This window comes from Chryseosolibacter histidinae (assembly GCF_018598225.1).
GTDB lineage: Bacteria > Bacteroidota > Bacteroidia > Cytophagales > Cyclobacteriaceae > Chryseosolibacter > Chryseosolibacter histidini.
Window position 1 is genome coordinate 1 of record NZ_JAHESF010000078.1, and the last position, 17,335, is coordinate 17,335.

11 protein-coding genes are annotated in these 17,335 nt (G+C 51.7%); 8 read left to right on the forward strand and 3 right to left on the reverse strand.

The features are described 5' to 3' along the window. The first annotated feature begins 270 nt into the window (after window positions 1-270). Complete coding sequence (locus tag KK083_RS31840) at window positions 271-2,655, forward strand: glycoside hydrolase family 9 protein (protein ID WP_254170209.1); 2,385 nt, start codon at window positions 271-273, stop codon at window positions 2,653-2,655. Window positions 2,656-2,793: 138 nt separating this feature from the next. Then, window positions 2,794-3,465: a heavy metal transporter gene (locus KK083_RS31845; protein ID WP_254170210.1), complete on the forward strand. Its 672-nt coding sequence runs from the start codon at window positions 2,794-2,796 to the stop codon at window positions 3,463-3,465. 346 nt (window positions 3,466-3,811) lie between these two features. Here the strand turns inward: KK083_RS31845 and KK083_RS31850 are convergent, their stop codons facing one another. The 3 genes from KK083_RS31850 to KK083_RS31860 all read right to left on the reverse strand — a co-directional run bounded on the left by KK083_RS31850 (window position 3,812) and on the right by KK083_RS31860 (window position 6,790). Next, the gene (locus KK083_RS31850; protein ID WP_254170211.1) at window positions 3,812-4,270 is read right to left on the reverse strand and encodes a GNAT family N-acetyltransferase; all 459 of its coding nucleotides are present in this window, start codon (window positions 4,268-4,270) and stop codon (window positions 3,812-3,814) included. A 453-nt stretch (window positions 4,271-4,723) separates the two neighbouring features. Further along, a complete protein-coding gene (locus KK083_RS31855; protein WP_254170212.1) occupies window positions 4,724-5,842 on the reverse strand; it encodes an adenylate/guanylate cyclase domain-containing protein in 1,119 nt (372 codons plus the stop codon). A 66-nt stretch (window positions 5,843-5,908) separates the two neighbouring features. Next, window positions 5,909-6,790, reverse strand: a complete 882-nt coding sequence (locus tag KK083_RS31860) for a PAS domain S-box protein (protein WP_254170213.1) — start codon at window positions 6,788-6,790, stop codon at window positions 5,909-5,911. A gap of 239 nt (window positions 6,791-7,029) precedes the next feature. Here KK083_RS31860 and KK083_RS31865 point away from each other — a divergent pair, with 239 nt between their 5' ends. The 6 genes from KK083_RS31865 (at window position 7,030) to KK083_RS31890 (ending at window position 17,067) form a co-directional block, all read left to right on the forward strand. Next, window positions 7,030-8,487: a PorP/SprF family type IX secretion system membrane protein gene (locus KK083_RS31865; protein ID WP_254170214.1), complete on the forward strand. Its 1,458-nt coding sequence runs from the start codon at window positions 7,030-7,032 to the stop codon at window positions 8,485-8,487. A gap of 71 nt (window positions 8,488-8,558) precedes the next feature. Then, window positions 8,559-12,887, forward strand: coding sequence for an FG-GAP-like repeat-containing protein (locus tag KK083_RS31870; protein WP_254170215.1), 4,329 nt, complete (start codon window positions 8,559-8,561; stop codon window positions 12,885-12,887). Between the two features lie 332 nt (window positions 12,888-13,219). Continuing rightward, a complete protein-coding gene (locus tag KK083_RS31875) occupies window positions 13,220-13,690 on the forward strand; it encodes a hypothetical protein (RefSeq protein ID WP_254170216.1) in 471 nt (156 codons plus the stop codon). Between the two features lie 256 nt (window positions 13,691-13,946). Continuing rightward, entirely contained in the window at window positions 13,947-14,888 is a 942-nt protein-coding gene (locus tag KK083_RS31880) for an SMP-30/gluconolactonase/LRE family protein (protein ID WP_254170217.1), read from the forward strand. A gap of 85 nt (window positions 14,889-14,973) precedes the next feature. Continuing rightward, window positions 14,974-15,804: a helix-turn-helix domain-containing protein gene (locus tag KK083_RS31885; RefSeq protein ID WP_254170218.1), complete on the forward strand. Its 831-nt coding sequence runs from the start codon at window positions 14,974-14,976 to the stop codon at window positions 15,802-15,804. Between the two features lie 159 nt (window positions 15,805-15,963). Beyond that, window positions 15,964-17,067 (forward strand): epoxide hydrolase family protein, encoded by a 1,104-nt coding sequence (locus KK083_RS31890; protein WP_254170219.1) that lies wholly within the window; start codon window positions 15,964-15,966, stop codon window positions 17,065-17,067. Window positions 17,068-17,335: the final 268 nt, after the last annotated feature.

Consider the following 17,335-nt stretch of genomic DNA (forward strand, 5'->3'; position numbering starts at 1 on the left):
CATCCCCCTGCCCCAATACCCCACTTTTGGGGGGGGCCCTCCGCGGCGGGGGTGGGGGTGGCGCCCTAGTGAAATAGCCCGAGGCCCCCGCCGCGGCCTGGGAGCGGCACCGAAATCTCAATCAGTTGCTCAAAATCACATCCAACAAAACTATCATTTGAGCCAGGTCCGAATCACGACTTGCATACCCAAAGCCCAGCCGATATCGCAGCAACCGCATCGTTATCAAAAAAAATCTAACTTGTACCGTTTCTACAAATTCAAAACCCCATGAAGCCTGTCCTCATTCTCTTACTCACAACCCTGTTGCTCACCTCCACCCAATCCCGCAGCCAGCACACACCCTTCACACAACAGCTTCAGCAAAGCCATCACTTAAGGTCCATCATGAAACCCGACTCCACAGACATGGCATTCACCCGCTGGCAAAAGAAAAAAGTACTCCGCTCAAGAACCCTTCCCCTGGCTTCCGACCTCAGCACCCTCAAGATCAAAGGCCCCGGCACGCTGACAGCCGTCAAAGACATTTCAGTCTCAGGACAAGGGAGTGTGCTCCTGGAAACACCGGCATCGCTGGCCATAAAAAATCCCTCCAACCGGAGCTACGCTTTTGCCGAAGTGATCAGGCCATTGAAAAACGAGAACCTCGCTTCGTACAACAGAATCTCCGCATGGGTGAAGCTGGATGCTCCCGGCTTTTACTCAGCCTTTGTTGGCGTGACACTTTACAACGAAGGCAAGCACATCATGCCCACACCGGGGCGGTTTGAAGGCCAGCATTTTCTGACTGTATATCCTGGTGCATGGCAACAGATCATCTGGGAGATCCCGGACCTGTACCGCGACCAGGTTACAGGCATCTCCGTCAGCCTCATGCTCAGCGGCTCGCCCGACGGTGCGGCTGACCGCATGAAACTTTATGTGGATGATCTCCGCATCGAAGAAGTGGTGCCGGAAAACACCAGGGGTTTTGATCTGAGAAAAGATGCGCTGGCCTATAGCCACAGCGGTTATAAAAAGGGCGCCAGAAAACAAGCCCTGTCCCAACATACTGCCAGCACCCGTTTCGAGCTGCTGGATGCCGGTAACAAGGTTGTGTTTTCAGGCGAGGGAAGACGACTTGAAAAAGATTTTGTGGAAATGGACTTCACGGCGTTTGACACCCCCGGGTATTATACGCTGAAGATCGGTAACCTGCAGTCGAAGCCATTTGCCATTGGGGACGATGCTTACCTGGCCACGGCGTGGAGAACGCTGAACTTCTTCTTCGCGGAGCGTTGTGGATTTGATCAGCCTGGCATTCACCAGGTTTGTCATAAAGATATCTTTTGTGTACATCCCAACGGAAGGCGTATGGTGGTCAACGGTGGATGGCACGATGCCGCTGACCTGACGCAAGGTGTTGGTAACACGATCCGGGGAGCTTTGGCCATGCTGGAGCTCGCCGGGTCAATCCGTGAAAAGCAACCGGATCTTTACAGCCGCCTGCTGGAAGAAGCGCGGTGGGGCATCAACTGGACTTTGAGCACACGTTTCGGTGATGGCTACCGCGATGGAGGCCTGATCGTAGGTATCTGGACCGACAACCTGATCGGTACCAAAGACGACATGGAGACGAAGGCGTCCAACAATCCTTTCGATAACTTTCACGCTGCAATGCTCACCGCCCGCGCTGTCCCGTTTTATGAAACAACAGATGGTGTCTTCGCTGCATGGTGCCGAAAAGCTTCTGTTGAGGATTTTCAATTTGCCGAGGAGATGATAGGGCAGGCCCTGAATGAAAAAAATGAGGCAGAGCTTTACGCGATGGCTACTACGTCTGCGGCAAGCTTGTACGAGCTCACGGGCGATAAACGTTACCTGGACAAGGCATCGGAGTTCGCAAAGGTTGTGATGGCCTGCCAGCAAATGGAGCGGCGCAAAGACTGGTCGATACCCCTTCACGGTTTTTTCTTCGAATCGCGAAGCAGGAAACGACCCCTGGCGTATTTCCATCAGAGCAATGAGGAGCTTATTATCCAGGGGCTTACCATGCTGTTGAAAAATGCACCGGATCATGCCGACGCGGCGCTGTGGAAAAATTCCTGCCAGGCTTACGCCGATTACCTGCACGATATTTCAGCAAGCATCAGTCCCTACGGCGTGTTGCCTGCGGCCGTCTACGAGATCGGCAACGCAGACTTTGGCGGCATCTATCATGAAGGCGCCCAGGTCGGGATGCCTTCGATGGAGGAATACAACGCCCAGGTAAAGAAGGGGATAGCCCTGGGTGGTAATTTCTACCTGCGGCGTTTTCCGGTGGCTTACCAGTTCAGGGGTTTCCACGCCATTGTGCTGGGCAAGGCCAAGGCTGCGTTGATGCTCGCCGGTGTGCTGAAAGATAACAAGCTGAGGGAGATCGCCACACGCCAATTGGAGTATGTGGTTGGATATAACTCCTTCGCCATGAGCACGATCTATGGCGATGGTTACGACTATCCGCCGTTGTATGGTGGCTATGCCGGCGATGTGGTCGGCGCCGTTCCCGTAGGCATCGAGACCTTTGAGAATGACGATGAACCCTACATGCCCATGCAAGTGAACGCTACCTATAAAGAGATCTGGACGCATACTACAGCAGCGGTGATGTGGGTTGTGGCCAGGTTGTTTGAATAGTAACCAGGCAGGAGGAATGCGATCATCGTGCAAATCTTACAGGTAACTATTTAAACAGGGCGCCGGTGCAAATTTTTAAGCTGTTCCAGAAGCGATTTTTTAGCTATAATTGCGCCCAAATTATTGTTGCAATTTATTATGGCTAAGATCATTCGACCCACGTATCCTGTGGAATTCAGTATCGGGCTTCTGTTACTGATATTTGTGCTGTCAGCTTTTTTATCCTTTGAGATTTTCGACGTAAGGTGGTCTGAAGTAATGGACGGTGGCAGCCCGCTTTTGGGCATGTTCCTGGCAGGGACCGCCGTTGTGATCATGGCCCTGATCCTTTGGGAAGAGTTTTTGTTCCCCGTACGCATCAAACCTACGGAAGACAAAGTTATTTTCAAGAATCACTTCACCAAGCTGAAGACACAGATCCTGATCTACTGCATCATACCGGTGATTGTCGGTTTTATCTTTTTCAACTACGAGATCAGTTATGTGCCGTTCTCCATCTGGGCAGCCGTTTGTGTGATCGCGCCGGTGGCCGGCAAGCTGATGTCAGGCATCAAGAACTACAACGACTTCCTGAAACTGACCAACGACACCATCGAATATAAAAACAACGAAAAAGAAGGCGTACTGCGCGTGCGTGAGATCCGCGAGATCGTTCTTATTAAAGACGAAGACGACGTCCTTCACAAAGTGCAGGTCCAGATGCAAAATAATAACCAGGTGATCATCGACCTCGACGAAATGGAGCTCGAAGCCTACTACCAAACCATCGACGAGTTTATCAAAGGCCACTACAAGGGTTTGGTGAAGTAAGTTGCAGAAGTTTAAGGTTTAAAGTTTAAGGTTTAAGGTTTAAGGTTTGAAGTTTGAAGTTTAAAATTTTAACTGAATCTCTGAACGAAGCTCCTTCCAGTCATATGACATGAGGACATAAGCCAATCTTCGGCCTGGCAGTGGCACGTGCGCCGCGTCCGTCCGTAGCGATAGCGAAGGCGGAGATTGGGTTGAGTCCGAATGGCATATGACGAGGCCCCTGCCGCGGCCTGGGAGCGGCACCGAGATTTTGATCGCTTAAAAGAAATCTATCTCGTAGCAACCCCAATCACTCAACCCAGCAACGAAATCTAGAAGCGTTGAGCGTTCTACAGGACCAGTATAACTAAGATCGATTTATTAATTCCTTTGAAAAATAAACACTAACATCATTCGGCCGATACGCTCCAAAAGAATCAACCTCCCGATACCCCATCCGTTTATAAAACCGAATCGCTGCATGATGCTGATTCCCCGTTTCCAGGAACACCACAGCAATTCCTTTTGACCTGGCATAATTCTCAAGCTCGGTCAATATCAACGTTGCACAAGGCAAGCCACGATACTCTTCCCTCACAAACATGCGCTTCAGCTCCGCATAAGTGTCAACAATTTTCACCGCACCAATCCCGATCAACGTATCCTCCATAAACGCGCCGACCATAAATGCATTGTTGACCAGAAGCGACTCCGGTGATTCAAGATTGCAGGCCGCCAAGCCATACAAGCCAATTTGATATTCATTGAGTTTTTCTATCAGAGAAACAACATCCTTGTCAGTAGGAAGTACCTGCTTTACGATCATAGATGATCCAAAAGTATTTCAAAACTACGCAGCTTTATATGACCCAGACTGGGGTAAATGAGATTGGCATAAGCGTAGGTTCACGCTCCCACAGGCCGTCAGCACTGAACCTCTGAACGAAGCTCCTTCCAGTCATATGACATGAGGACATAAGCCAATCTTCGGCCTGGCAGTGGCACGTGCGCCGCGTCCGTCCGTAGCGATAGCGAAGGCGGAGGTTGGGTTGAGTCCGAATGGCATATGACGAGGCCCCCGCCGCGCTGCGTCTGCCGTAGCCTTCTTCGATCGCCGAAGCTTTAGCGCAGGTGATGGCGAAGGTAGGGCCTGGGAGCGGCACCGAAATCTTAATCGCTTAGAGAAATCGATCTCGTGGCAACCCTTCACTCAACCCGGCACTGAACGTAGATCGTGGCAAAATAGGGGGGCAGTTGCGTCAGATAACTTTCAGCCGTATCATTCTTCGACGCTCACCAGTTCAACGGCGCTGGCCTTTCCTTTTAGCAGAATGCTTCCCAGGTGTTGCGCGCGCAGATTCACAGGCAGGTTTACTTTTTCAAGCAGGTGTTGTGACACGATGAAGCTCTTTTGGTGTTCGTTGCAAACGCTCTGGATCCGGGCCGCGGTATTGAGGATGTCGCCGTGGTAGGCAATGTCGCGTTTCACTTCTCCGATCTCCACGGCCGTGACGGTGCCGGTATGTGCGCCGGCTTTGAAGTCAGGCAGAAGGCCATAATTCGACATGTAATAATCTGACCTGGTCATAAATTGTTTGCGGCAGGCAAAATAGAACAGAAGACAGGAATGACCTTTCAGGCCTTCACGTTCGGGCCAGGTAACAACAATTTCATCGCCAACATACTGGTAAACCTGTGCATAGAAAGGATAGAGAACCTCGTTGATGTCTGAAAAGCAGTCGCGGATAAAGGCGCTGTACTTCAGGTGGCCGAGCTGTTCTGCAGTGGTTGTCGATGACTTCAGATCCATAAACATGAAGATCCGGTTTTCTTCCCGGGGCTTACGGTATCGTCCAAGCAGCAACGGCAAAAGTATTCCCGGTCCGTACTTTTTGTTGACCTGGTTAATGAAGCTGATGACGAGGGTCATAAAAGCATAATAGATCACCAGCAAAAGAAAGAGCGACTTCCAGACTTCTTCAACCAGGGTGGTGCCTGCGATGAACATGGAAGGTGCGATCAGTCGGTCGAAGAATACGTAACGCAGTAGCGCCAGATCCAACATGAGCACCACCAACGATATAAGGGTCCTTAACAGGATTACTTTGCCGAGCGCCAGCTTTTTAGAGACATATTTATCGAGGTAGTAACCGGTCAGTCCGAGCGTAATGCCGTAGAGCATTCCCAATATCACGGAGATCAGCGCTAAAGGCCCGAAACTTCCTCCGACAGGAACCTGGTAAGTGACCGTGATCAGGTGCGACTGGAAATGGAAAATGACGGCCAGCAGAACGTTGGCAATGATCCAGAAATTTGCCTGTGTACCCACATACGTCAGCACCGGATATCGCGCCGTGTATCGATGGGCCAATGTTGTATATTCGAACTTACCTGCCATTCGCCCGAAGATCAACCTTAAACCTTAAACTTTAAACTTCTAACTTTAAACTTCTAACCTTAAACCTTAACCTTTATACTTCGTAATATCCATAGCAACCCCCACATAATTACCATTCGGTAACATCGAATTAACCCAGTTGAACCACACCTTCTTTCCTTCTTTGTTTACAACACTGGTTTCCATCGACATGATCTCTTTCGGCAGAATATTCGGATAATTCAAAATATAATCACGGCTGATCCATCCATCGCGTAAGTTCTGCGAGCTCCACCATCCATCCTTCACCAGCTCTTTCGGCTCATATCCAAGAAGATTTCGTACCGAAGGGCTGACAAAAACAATTTCGCCATTCTTATTGGCAACGATGGATAGAACATTGAGCTTTTCGAGATTCGATTGAGAATCTTTGATGCTCGAAATAAGTTTCAGCCGAACTGTGATCACAATTCCGAAGACGCCCAGCGCGAGCATCAGGTTCATGAACGCGATCAGGTTTTCATTGCCCATGTCCGAGCCCGAATAAGCAAACACCGATGCCAGCACCACGATGATGCTCTGGATCCCGTAATAGACCAGGCTGTTGATAATAACGGAGCTGGCCCCCAATACCAATGTTAAAATGATCACGGCATTTGGATCGAACCGGTTGATCACCGTAAACGCGATAACATAGAGAAGCGAGCACAGATACAGGAAAAGAGAAAAGTAAGAAACAACCACGCCACGCTTATACTTGAAATAAGTAGCGACAAAGAACACGCAGCCAAATCCGATGATGGTCCAGCGCACCGCATCCAGGTCGTTCAGCTCCGGCAGAAAGCGATCATACAAAAGTTTGGTCACTGCGGCGGTAACAGTAAACAGCGCGATCAGCAACCGCACTGAGGCAATCGATTGCCGCAATATGACTTTTGTAACAAACGAGCTGTTAGGGTCCTGGTTCATACGGGTTTATGATAAGACGGGCAACCATAAGTTTACTAAGAGTTTTTCACTTCTGGATCAAATTGGCGGTATTTTCTTTATCGGATGCAGGTGTTGCGCGCAAAGCCGTTGCGAAGCTTGGGGCAAGTGATGGGTGCTTCCCTGTCCTGAAATTTACCAACACTGTCCAAAATTTATACAGGTTTTTGCGCCGGCAGGGGCACATTTGAGGCTTTGATCCTTTAGCTTTCTTATTCCTGATGGTGATCCGGTTTGTTTGTTCAGTACTCCTTTTTTGCTATTGCACTTATCATACGGCCCAGGCGCAGTTCATAGCCTACTCCCAGTATAATAACGCCCCATTGCTGACCAACCCGGCCAGGGCGTCGCTGACGGACTATACCCAGCTCACCTTTCAATACAGGCGGTCACGCGTGGCCAGCTATCAGATCCCTTCCGTATCCTTTGTGATGCCATTCTTCCGGAAGGTCAGCGGATGGCGTTACGGGGGCATAGGGGTCAACGTTATCAGTCAGCAAGCCGGCCCGAACGGGCTGTATAAGGTGACAGGCGCCACGGGTACCTTTGCCTATACCGTTCACCTGAGCAGCACAAGCCACATGGCGGCGGGTATTGGCGGAGGCGTAACGAACAAAAGAGTAGATGCCAGCATGACCACCGATAGCCAGTTTAACTTCGGTGCGTATGACCCTTCGCTTTCCAACGGTGAAAATTTTCAGTCCAATGCGGTGACCCGCGCTGTGATCAACGCGGGCTTCTGTTGGGTGCTGACCGATGCCGACCAACATGAAAGAGCATCGCTGGGCATCGCGGCTTATAACGTCAACAGGCCATCCTTCGAGCTGCTGCATGACGCGGCAGGGGAGCCCGTGACCTATGTAGTGACCGGTGAGCTCGAAGTAGTGAGGCGTGAGCGCGTCTCGGTTTCGCCAACGTTCCGGTACATCAACAATGGAACGTCCATGGCTAACCTGGGTGCCCGGGTAAGTTATGCCCCCGGTCTTTCCACTGATGTACTGAGCGCCGGCGTGTGGTATAAAACTACCGGCGCTGCTGTTGCAGCCATTCAATACGAGCACAAGGCATATGTGCTGGCCGCGTCGATGGACGTCTCCACCGCACCCGGTCAGGTTGCCAACATCAACAATGCTTTCGAGCTCTCGTTGGGCTGGCGTTTGAAACGCAAAGAAAAAATAAAACCCCAGGCAGCTGCGGTCCCTGACCCAGTGATCACCGCGCCCTCACCAGCGCCTCAGGCAGTGGCCGAGCCGGTTCCGCCACCGGTAGCCGCTGAGGAAACGAAGCAAGCCACACCGGTACAGGAGGTCACCGGCACTGTGTTGACGCCGGAAGAAGAACAGTTGTCAGACGTTCAGATCCAATTTCAACTGGGCAGCGAAGCCGTGTCCGCAGTGAATGACGCCTTCCTGGACAAATTGGTAGCTGCGTTGAATAACCACCCCGATTATCAGTTGAAGATCACAGGACATACCTGTACCGTGGGCGACAAGGCCATCAACGAACGGATCTCGCATGAACGCGCCGAAGCTGTAGCGCAGAAGCTCATCGCGAAAGGGGTGCCTGCCGAAAGGCTCGTGGTCATCGGCATGGATATTCAAAAGCCCATCGCCAGCAACGACACCGAGGCGGGACGTCAGCAGAACAGGAGAGTAGAATTTGAATGGATCAGGAGATAAATATGCATCACATCATGTTGTTGATAATTCGTCGTAGGCTCGCTACATCCTTGCACGCCGTTCTGGTAATTATGGCATTGTTATCAGTCCCGAGGTGCGCGCAAGGGGCTGATGTGGTCAGCGTTACCCCGGCAACCAATGCGCAACAGGTAGCGGCGGCTTCCAATATCACCGTAGTGTTTGATGCGGTAATTGCTTCGGGCAATGTGAGCACGGCCACCTTCCGGGCATGGGGCTCGCAGACCGGAATGTTCACAGGTAGCTTCACAGGCGGCGGCACCAATACCATAACTTTTGATCCCGCACGCAACTTTAAAGCAGGCGAGACCATCACCATTACCCTGACCACGGGCCTCGGGCTTACCACGGCGTACACCTGGTGTTTCACGGTCGCCTCCGCTGCCGTCACGCCACAGTTCGTGCCCAGGACTCCGATCGCAAACTCGTTGATCGTTCCGTATGCAGCTTATGCCGCCGACATAGATGGCGATGGTGACCTGGACGTATTGTCCGCATCCAATGGTGACGATAAGATCGCCTGGTACGAGAACGATGGTTCGGAAACCTTTACCGCGCATACCATTACCACTGCCGCGGATGGCGCTACTTCCGTTTCTGCCGCAGACCTGGATGCGGATGGTGACCTTGATGTCTTGTCAACATCTTATAGTGATAACAAGGTCGCCTGGTATGAGAATGACGGTGCCCAAAATTTTACGCCGCGTGTCGTTGCCATCGCGGCAGGCCCGCCGGGCAGGGTTTCTGCCGCAGACCTGGATGGCGATGCCGACCTCGATGTGCTGGTGGCTTCAACGCCGCTGACCTGGTACGAGAACAACGGTTCGGCAAGTTTTACGCCGCATGCCTTCACCACTAATGGCGCGTATTTTGTTTCTGCCGCCGACATCGATAGCGACGGTGATCTGGATATACTCTCGATGTGGACGGGCAAGATCGTCTGGTATAAGAATGATGGCCTGGCAGGTTTTACGGAACAGATGATCGTCGCTACCACGGCGGACGCAGGTTCAGCCACAGACATCGATGGTGATGGTGATATGGATGTAGTCGCAAGCAATGGCAGCAGCATCCGATGGTATAAAAATAACGGCTCGCAGTCGTTTACATCGAATCTCATCCTGAACTCGGCGGATCTCTTGTATGATGTTCATACCGCTGACATGGATGGAGACGGCGATCGGGACGTGCTGGTGGGTAAAGCAGGTCTCGTGAGCATTGCCAGAATGGAGAATGTTGGATCGGGGTTCTTTTCAAACCAGGTCCTGGCTACCAGCAGCAGTGCGCTGGGTGTGTTTTCTGTCTATGCAGCAGATCTGGATAGTGACGGCGACCTGGATGCGTTGTCCGCTTCTTTCGCCGACGGCAGGATCGCCTGGTTTTGCAATAATATGCCACCCGTTGTGTCCGGAACACTGGCTGGCCAATTGGTTCATGCAAACGCAACAGTGGCACCTTTTGCAGCCTTGACCCTCAGTGACAGTGATGCAGGCCAGATCCTTTCCATAACTGTGCAGTTGGATGTTGCGGCAAAGGGAAGTTTTACGCCTGCCTCGCTCGCGGCTACCGGATTCACTGGTTCCGCTGCCAGCAACTATTCATTTATTGGCACAGCCAGTGACGCACAGGCCGCGCTGCGGTCACTGGTATTCGCGCCGGCTGCGGGGCGCCTTGCTTTGGGTGCCAGTGAAACGGTGGATTTTACCATCTTTGCCAATGATAATGTGAGTCCTGTCACCACAGACAACATCACATCAGTCGTGGTAACCCAGGTCAACAATGCGCCATCATTTACCAAAGGTGCTGATGTAACCGTGAACGAAGACGTCACCGCCCAAAGCATAGCAGCCTGGGCTACGAACCTGTCTGTTGGCCCGGCCCACGAAGCGGGCCAGTTGCTGAGCTTTCAGGTCACCAACGATAACAATACCTTATTCAGCGCACAACCCGCCATCGATGCCTCCGGTACGCTTACCTTCACACCCGCGGCGAATGCAGCAGGAACGGCTACTGTAACGGTGGCGCTACAGGATGACGGCGGCACAGCCAACGGTGGCGAAGATGAAAGCGCAGCGATCACGTTTACCATTACCCTCAATGCCGTGAATGATGTACCTTCTTTTACAAAAGGTGCTGATGTGGTCGTGAATGAAGATGTTGCCACCCAAAGTGTAGCAGGGTGGGCAACGGGCATTTCCAAAGGTCCTGCCAACGAATCCGGTCAGTCGCTGAGCTTCCAGGTGAGCAACGATGACAATACATTGTTCAGCGCCCAACCCGCCATCGATGCTTCGGGCACGCTCACCTTCACACCGGCGGCCAATGCGTGGGGCGCCACTACCGTAACGGTGTCGTTAAAGGATGACGGTGGCACGGCCAACAGCGGCGTTGACGAAAGTGCAGCCGTCACATTTACCATTACCCTCAACGCCGTGAATGATGTGCCTTCTTTTACAAAAGGCGCTGATGTAGCGGTGAACGAAGATGCTGCCGCGCAAAGCCTGGTGACGTGGGCTACGGGTATTTCCAAAGGCGCGGCTAACGAATCCGGTCAGTCGCTGAGCTTCCAGGTGAGCAACGATAACAATACATTGTTCAGCGCCCAACCTGCCATCGATGCTTCGGGCACGCTCACCTTCACGCCCGCGGTCAATGCATGGGGCGCAGCCATTGTAACGGTGTCGTTACGGGACGACGGCGGCACGGCCAATAGCGGCGTGGATGAAAGCGCAGCCGTGACGTTCACCATTACCCTTAACGCTGTGAATGATGTGCCTGCCTTTACAAAAGGCGCTGATGTAGGCGTCAACGAGGATGCTATTGCGCAAAGCATAGCGGGGTGGGCCACGAGCTTATCTGCAGGTCCCGCCAACGAATCGGCCCAGGGGTTGAGCTTCAATGTCAGCAATGACAACAATACGTTGTTCAGTGTGCAACCAGCCATCGACGCCTCCGGCACACTTACCTTTACGCCTGCAGCAGACGCTTGGGGCTCGGCAACCGTAACCGTAGCAATAGCGGATAACGGTGGCACCGCGAATGGTGGCGTGAATCAAAGCGCAGCCACCACATTTACGGTGACCCTGAACGCCGTAAATGACCTGCCCTCCTTTACAAAAGGCGCGGATGTAGTGGTGAACGAAGACGCTGCAGCGCAAAACCTGGTGTCATGGGCCGCGAACATATCCAAAGGCCCTGCCAATGAATCGGGTCAGGCGTTGAGCTTTCAGGTGAGCAATGACAATAATGCGTTGTTCAGTGTGCAACCCACCATCAGCACTGCGGGCACGCTCACCTTTACACCCGCACCGGATGCCTGGGGCGAAGCTACCATCACGGTGGTGCTGCAGGATGATGGCGGCACTGCCAATGGAGGTGTGGATAAAAGTGCAGCGACCACGTTTAGGTTGTCAGTGATGGCAAGCAACAGGGCTCCTGGGTTCACAAAAGGTGCTGATGTAGCCGTGAACGAAGATGCCGTGGCGCAAAACCTGGCAGGGTGGGCTACAAATATTTCCGCCGGACTGCCCCATGAATCGGGTCAGGCCTTGAGCTTCAATGTGAGCAACGATAACAATGCTTTATTCAGCGTGCAACCCGCCATCAGCGCTTCAGGCACCCTCACCTTTACGCCGGCGCCCAATAAGTGGGGCGTAGCCATCGTTACCGTGGTATTGAAGGATGACGGCGGCACAGCCAACGGCGGTATAGATCAAAGCGCACCTGTTACATTTAACATTACACTGAACGCCGTGAACGATGCGCCGCACATGGACCCGGTAGGGGATGTAGCGGTGGCCGTTAACAGTCAGCCATTGACAATCACACTCACGGGCCTTGATCCGGGACCGGGCGAAACAAGTCAGCAGTTAACGGTAACAGCTTTCTCCGACACGCATTCATTGCTCGCGGACCCAACGGTAACCCTGTCTGGCAACGGTACAGCCACGTTGCAGCTGGCACCCATCCAGGGTATGATCGACATGGCGACAATTACAGTGGTGATCCGCGACAATGGCGGCACTGCATCGAGCGGTATGGATGAAACCCTGATCACCTTTACCGTGACTGTATCAGATGCCATCCAGCCAGCATTTGTTCCCACGCTTTTCTCACCCAACGGCGACGGCGCCAATGATGTCTTCCGCGTACGGGCCTCCGGCATAGCCGACATCCGCTTCAGCATATACAGCACAGATGGCAACGAAGTGTTCACCACCACCGACATCACCACCGCCACCGAAGACGGCTGGAACGGCCGTTACCAGGGCCGCGACATGCCCGCCGGCTCCTACACCTGGACCCTCCAGGGCCACTACCTCGACGGCACCACACTCACCGCCGGAAACAAATCACACGGACAGGTAGTATTGCTCCGTTGACCCACTGGAGCAAGTGTTGTGCGTATGAAAGCGCGTAAGGTCACTTGTGACCACAATGCTCGCAGTCTTCAGACTGCACAACACCTTGACACAAGTATGTGCAGCCCTGAAGGGCGCAATACCCTAGCGCAGGGTGAAGCCCCGCCCGTGTTGGTGTTCTGTCCGCCCCGTGTTGGTGTTCTTCACCAACACGTTCCCCATCGTGTTCCGCAAGTGCTGCGCATTAGGCCTGAGCGCAAGGTCATTTACTGACACCTACATCCTTAAGACCGTTTTGCACACCCGCATCCCAAGGCGTATTTTAGCACAAGGTTCAAAAACCATCGCGCCACATGAAGAAAACGTTGCTTATTACAGGTGGTATCGGATTGTTATGCCTGCTCCTCATTGCCAGGCTCTTCTTTAGGCAGAACAATGACATGACCGATGAGCGGGAGTGGTTCGCCAAAGCATTGCGTTACGAGTTTTCCGCCCGGGTAGATAGCGTGCGCATGTTTAACGAGCATACAGGCCGGCTTTGGTGCCTGCTTACCTCGGGTGATCCGCAGACCCATCGTGAAGACAGTTTGAAGCCATTCTTTAAACAACATGACATGTTATACCTGATCTTCCATCGCTCAGCCGATACCGTTATCTTCATCATACCCAACGGCAACCTGGTAGCCAAAGGCGATAGCGTACGCGTTAGCTCGCAAAAAAATACCATCCAGTTTTTCCGGGAGGGAAAACCTGTCGCCACTGACCAGCTAAGCAACACGCTGACGGGATTCGGCCGTCCATTCTTCATCAAAAAGCGAAAATGAGCCCTGGTGTCAGTGTTGTGCGTATGGAAGGTGCGTGAGGTCACTTGTGCCCCTGATGATTACAGTCTTCAGACTGCACCTGGCACCTGGCGCGGAAGTTTCTTCCGGCGCCTTAAAAAATCTATTTCATAGCATCTCTTCCCCCGGGAACTTAGTTCCCCAATCGTCGCATAGTACTGTGCGGCTCGCGCCAAAAGTTACTTGTGTCTTTGCTGATTCCGCTTATCTTTAACAGACATTTAACATCAACGCATCGATGAAAAGAGACCTCCTGATTTTTATCTATCTGACATCCATCATCACCGCATTCTCCCAACCACCCAAGGCGATTTTTACCAAAACGGAAAGGCACGTCATCCCGGAAGGAATAACCGTGAACCCCGCCGACGGAAAGATCTATGTGAGCAGCATTGCTTTGAGAAAGATCATAGCCATTGACTCAACGGGCAAATGTAATGACTTCATCACCACGGGTCAGGATGGATTTCAGGAAGGCCTCGGTTTAAAAATAGACCCGAAAAAAAAGTGGCTCTGGGTGGTCTCGAATCAAAAGCAGGGAAAATGGTATACCTCGCAGCTGCATGCTTTCGACCTTGCATCGGGTTCGTTAAAACAGAAGTATTCGATCAGAGATACCGTGCAGCATCTGTTCAATGACTTCACCATTCATACAAACGGCAAAATTTATATCAGCGACACTTATGCATCCTCGATCTACGAGCTTGACATCGCGCATCGAAAATTGAACCTGTTCCTTCACGACACACTCATGCTTGCGGGTGCTAACGGAATTGCCCACAACGCGCACGGCAGGATCTATATTGCTACACGCAAGGGCCTCGTGCACCTGGATCCGGTCTCAAAAAAATTGCTGCCGCTCGCCTTTAGCGATTCCAGAAGATCGTTGTGGCTCGATGGTATTGTGCTTTGGAACAACAGCATTATCGGCGTAGCTGACAGATCGATCGTGCAATACCATCTGAATGCCGAGGGAAGCGGCCTTGTTAAGGAAAGGGTCATAGATGAAGACAATGCATTCTTCCGTGATCCCACAACCGCTGCTATTTTTTCCAACAAGTTATACGTGATTGCAAACAGCTACATCGGCGCCTACAACCGGAACAATGAAAAAGTTGCCGGTATCGAAAACAACCTCGAACCGGTCGTGATCCTGGCCTATCCGTTGAACCAGCCCTGAAAGGGCGCCACACTCCAAACGTAGGGTGTAGCCCTACGTTACGGCGTTACGTAAACCCCCAAAATTCCGTACATTACATCAAACCATGGAAGTCCATAAGCACACACCGAAGTTCCCGTTATCGAATTTTATCGAGCACATGGTGTATGTGAGTGGTTCTTTACCCATTCCTTATTTAAAAGAATTACCGGATGGTGGCATTAACCTCGTGATCGAGCTGAATGACAATACCGTCAACACCATTTATCCGGGAGAGAGCCTTCAGCAAAAACACGAAGTAAAGAGAGCATGGATCTCCGGCGTACAGAAGCAAGCCATCCTGTACAAGAATAACACCGATTCCTCGATCATAAGCGTACGGTTTACCGCGGGCGGCTTTTTTTGCCTCACCAAAATGCCGATCACGGCTATCGACCACGTTGGCATCGAAGCGGAAGACCTGCTGGGGAACTCATTCCGGCATTTGTATCAGAGAATCATCAATGCTTCCGGCCCTGCGGAGATGTTTGCCTTGATCGAAAGCTACTTTTTGCAATACCGTGTAGGTCATAGTACCGAGCATGAGATCATTCGGTTCATCGACCAGAACATTGACAAGCCTATTGATTGGTTGGTTCATAAGTCCGGCTACTCGCAAAAGCATGTGATTCACTTGCTTAAAAAGCACACCGGTTTCTCCCCAAAATATCTTCAGCGATTGAACCGTTTTCAGTTGGTAGTAAAGGAGGTCCAAATACAGAAAAACAATATCGATTGGTTTTCGGTTGTCCATCGCTACGGCTATTATGACCAGGCTCACCTGATCAAGGATTTCTCCCACTTCTCAGGCATCAGCCCCCGCGACTATATCAATTCCCAGCTCGCAATCGAAGCAAACAGCCTCGTCTCCGACATGATCCTCAAACTCCCTACCTGATTATTAAGTAGTTACACAGAATACGGTAGGCCCAGCCCTGAAAGGCCGCAATACTCATCGCCGGGGGCGAAGCCCGCGGATCTAAGAGGTAAATTTTTTACAATGGCAGGCGGAGCCGTGTATCTAGCTTTGTTCCAACAAAAAAAACGAAACACAGCTATGAAACCATTTAAGATCGAAGTGCCCCAGGAAGTATTGAATGATTTAGCAACACGGTTAAAGCAGACCCGCTGGACGGACGAGCCTGAAAATGCCGGCTGGAGCTACGGTACCAATCCCGACTATTTACGCGAGCTGGTAACGTACTGGCAAAATGAGTACGATTGGCGGAAGCACGAAGCCGGGATCAACAAGTTTCCTCAGTTTAAAGTCGACATCGATGGCGTAACCGTTCACTTTATATATGTGAAAGGAAAAGGGCAGGGCACTTTGCCATTGATCCTTACCCATGGATGGCCTGATTCTTTCTATCGTTTTCTCAAAGTTATTCCCTTGCTCACTGAGTCTTTCGATGTTGTGATCCCTTCGATCCCGGGCTTTGGCTTTTCGCAACAAACCGCAATGAATGTAGACCGTGTAGCTGATTTGTTCAACAACCTGATGACAAAAGTATTGGGCTACAGCACATACGTTGCGGCAGGAGGCGACATGGGATCGGTTGTTACAAAATCAATGGCAGTGCAATATCCTGAAAATATAAAGGCCATTCATTTAACCGATGTTGGTTATCCCAACGGCACAGAGGATTGGAGCACGATGACACCTGAGGAGCAGGCATTTGGACAGCTGATCCAGCAGTGGTTCTTCACAGAAGGTGCATTCAACATGATCCAGTCTACGAAGCCGCAAACCCTGGGCTACGGGTTGAATGATAGTCCCGTGGGACTCGCTTCGTGGATGATCGAGAAGTTTTATTCCTGGAGCGATCATGACGGGAAAATTGAAAATGCCTTAACGAAAGATGAGCTGATCACCAACATCATGATCTATTGGGTCACACAATCCATTAATTCTTCTATCAGGATGTATGCTGAAAATGCGCGGGCCAGTTACATGGGTGGCCTGAAGTCTTCTCAACGCGTAGCAGTGCCAACCGGGATATCCCTCTTTCCGAAGGAGGCCCAGTTTCCCAAAGCATGGGCCGACCGAATGGTCAACGTCGCCAGCTTCTCCATCATGAAAAAGGGCGGCCACTTCGCAGCCCTGGAAGTACCCGACCTCTATTCCAAAGAGCTCATCAGCTTCTTCACCAATCGAAAGTAGATGATTGCAAGCCCGATGAGAATTCATCGGGCTTTTGTATTGCCACAAGTCCAAGCAGCCCTGAAAGGGCGCAATCCCTAACGTAGGGTGAAGCCCTACGCTAGGGAGTATCATTTACGCCGAAAAATCGCCGCCTTCAAACGTACCAATTCCCCGAGTAGTCGCGTTTCCCGCACGAGTTCCGCGTTTCCCTTTTGATTTGCTATTGCCGCAATGGCGAGGTTCAGCGTATCGATCTCGGTTTCGCGGCCATTGAGGATATCCTGGT

Bases quoted from the DNA above. Each gene is read 5' to 3' on its own strand.
- KK083_RS31840 (WP_254170209.1), top strand. From the start codon at position 271: ATGAAGCCTGTCCTCATTCTCTTACTCACAACCCTGTTGCTCACCTCC.
- KK083_RS31845 (WP_254170210.1), top strand. From the start codon at position 2,794: ATGGCTAAGATCATTCGACCCACGTATCCTGTGGAATTCAGTATCGGG.
- KK083_RS31850 (WP_254170211.1), bottom strand. From the start codon at position 4,270: ATGATCGTAAAGCAGGTACTTCCTACTGACAAGGATGTTGTTTCTCTG.
- KK083_RS31855 (WP_254170212.1), bottom strand. From the start codon at position 5,842: ATGGCAGGTAAGTTCGAATATACAACATTGGCCCATCGATACACGGCG.
- KK083_RS31860 (WP_254170213.1), bottom strand. From the start codon at position 6,790: ATGAACCAGGACCCTAACAGCTCGTTTGTTACAAAAGTCATATTGCGG.
- KK083_RS31865 (WP_254170214.1), top strand. From the start codon at position 7,030: ATGGTGATCCGGTTTGTTTGTTCAGTACTCCTTTTTTGCTATTGCACT.
- KK083_RS31870 (WP_254170215.1), top strand. From the start codon at position 8,559: ATGGCATTGTTATCAGTCCCGAGGTGCGCGCAAGGGGCTGATGTGGTC.
- KK083_RS31875 (WP_254170216.1), top strand. From the start codon at position 13,220: ATGAAGAAAACGTTGCTTATTACAGGTGGTATCGGATTGTTATGCCTG.
- KK083_RS31880 (WP_254170217.1), top strand. From the start codon at position 13,947: ATGAAAAGAGACCTCCTGATTTTTATCTATCTGACATCCATCATCACC.
- KK083_RS31885 (WP_254170218.1), top strand. From the start codon at position 14,974: ATGGAAGTCCATAAGCACACACCGAAGTTCCCGTTATCGAATTTTATC.
- KK083_RS31890 (WP_254170219.1), top strand. From the start codon at position 15,964: ATGAAACCATTTAAGATCGAAGTGCCCCAGGAAGTATTGAATGATTTA.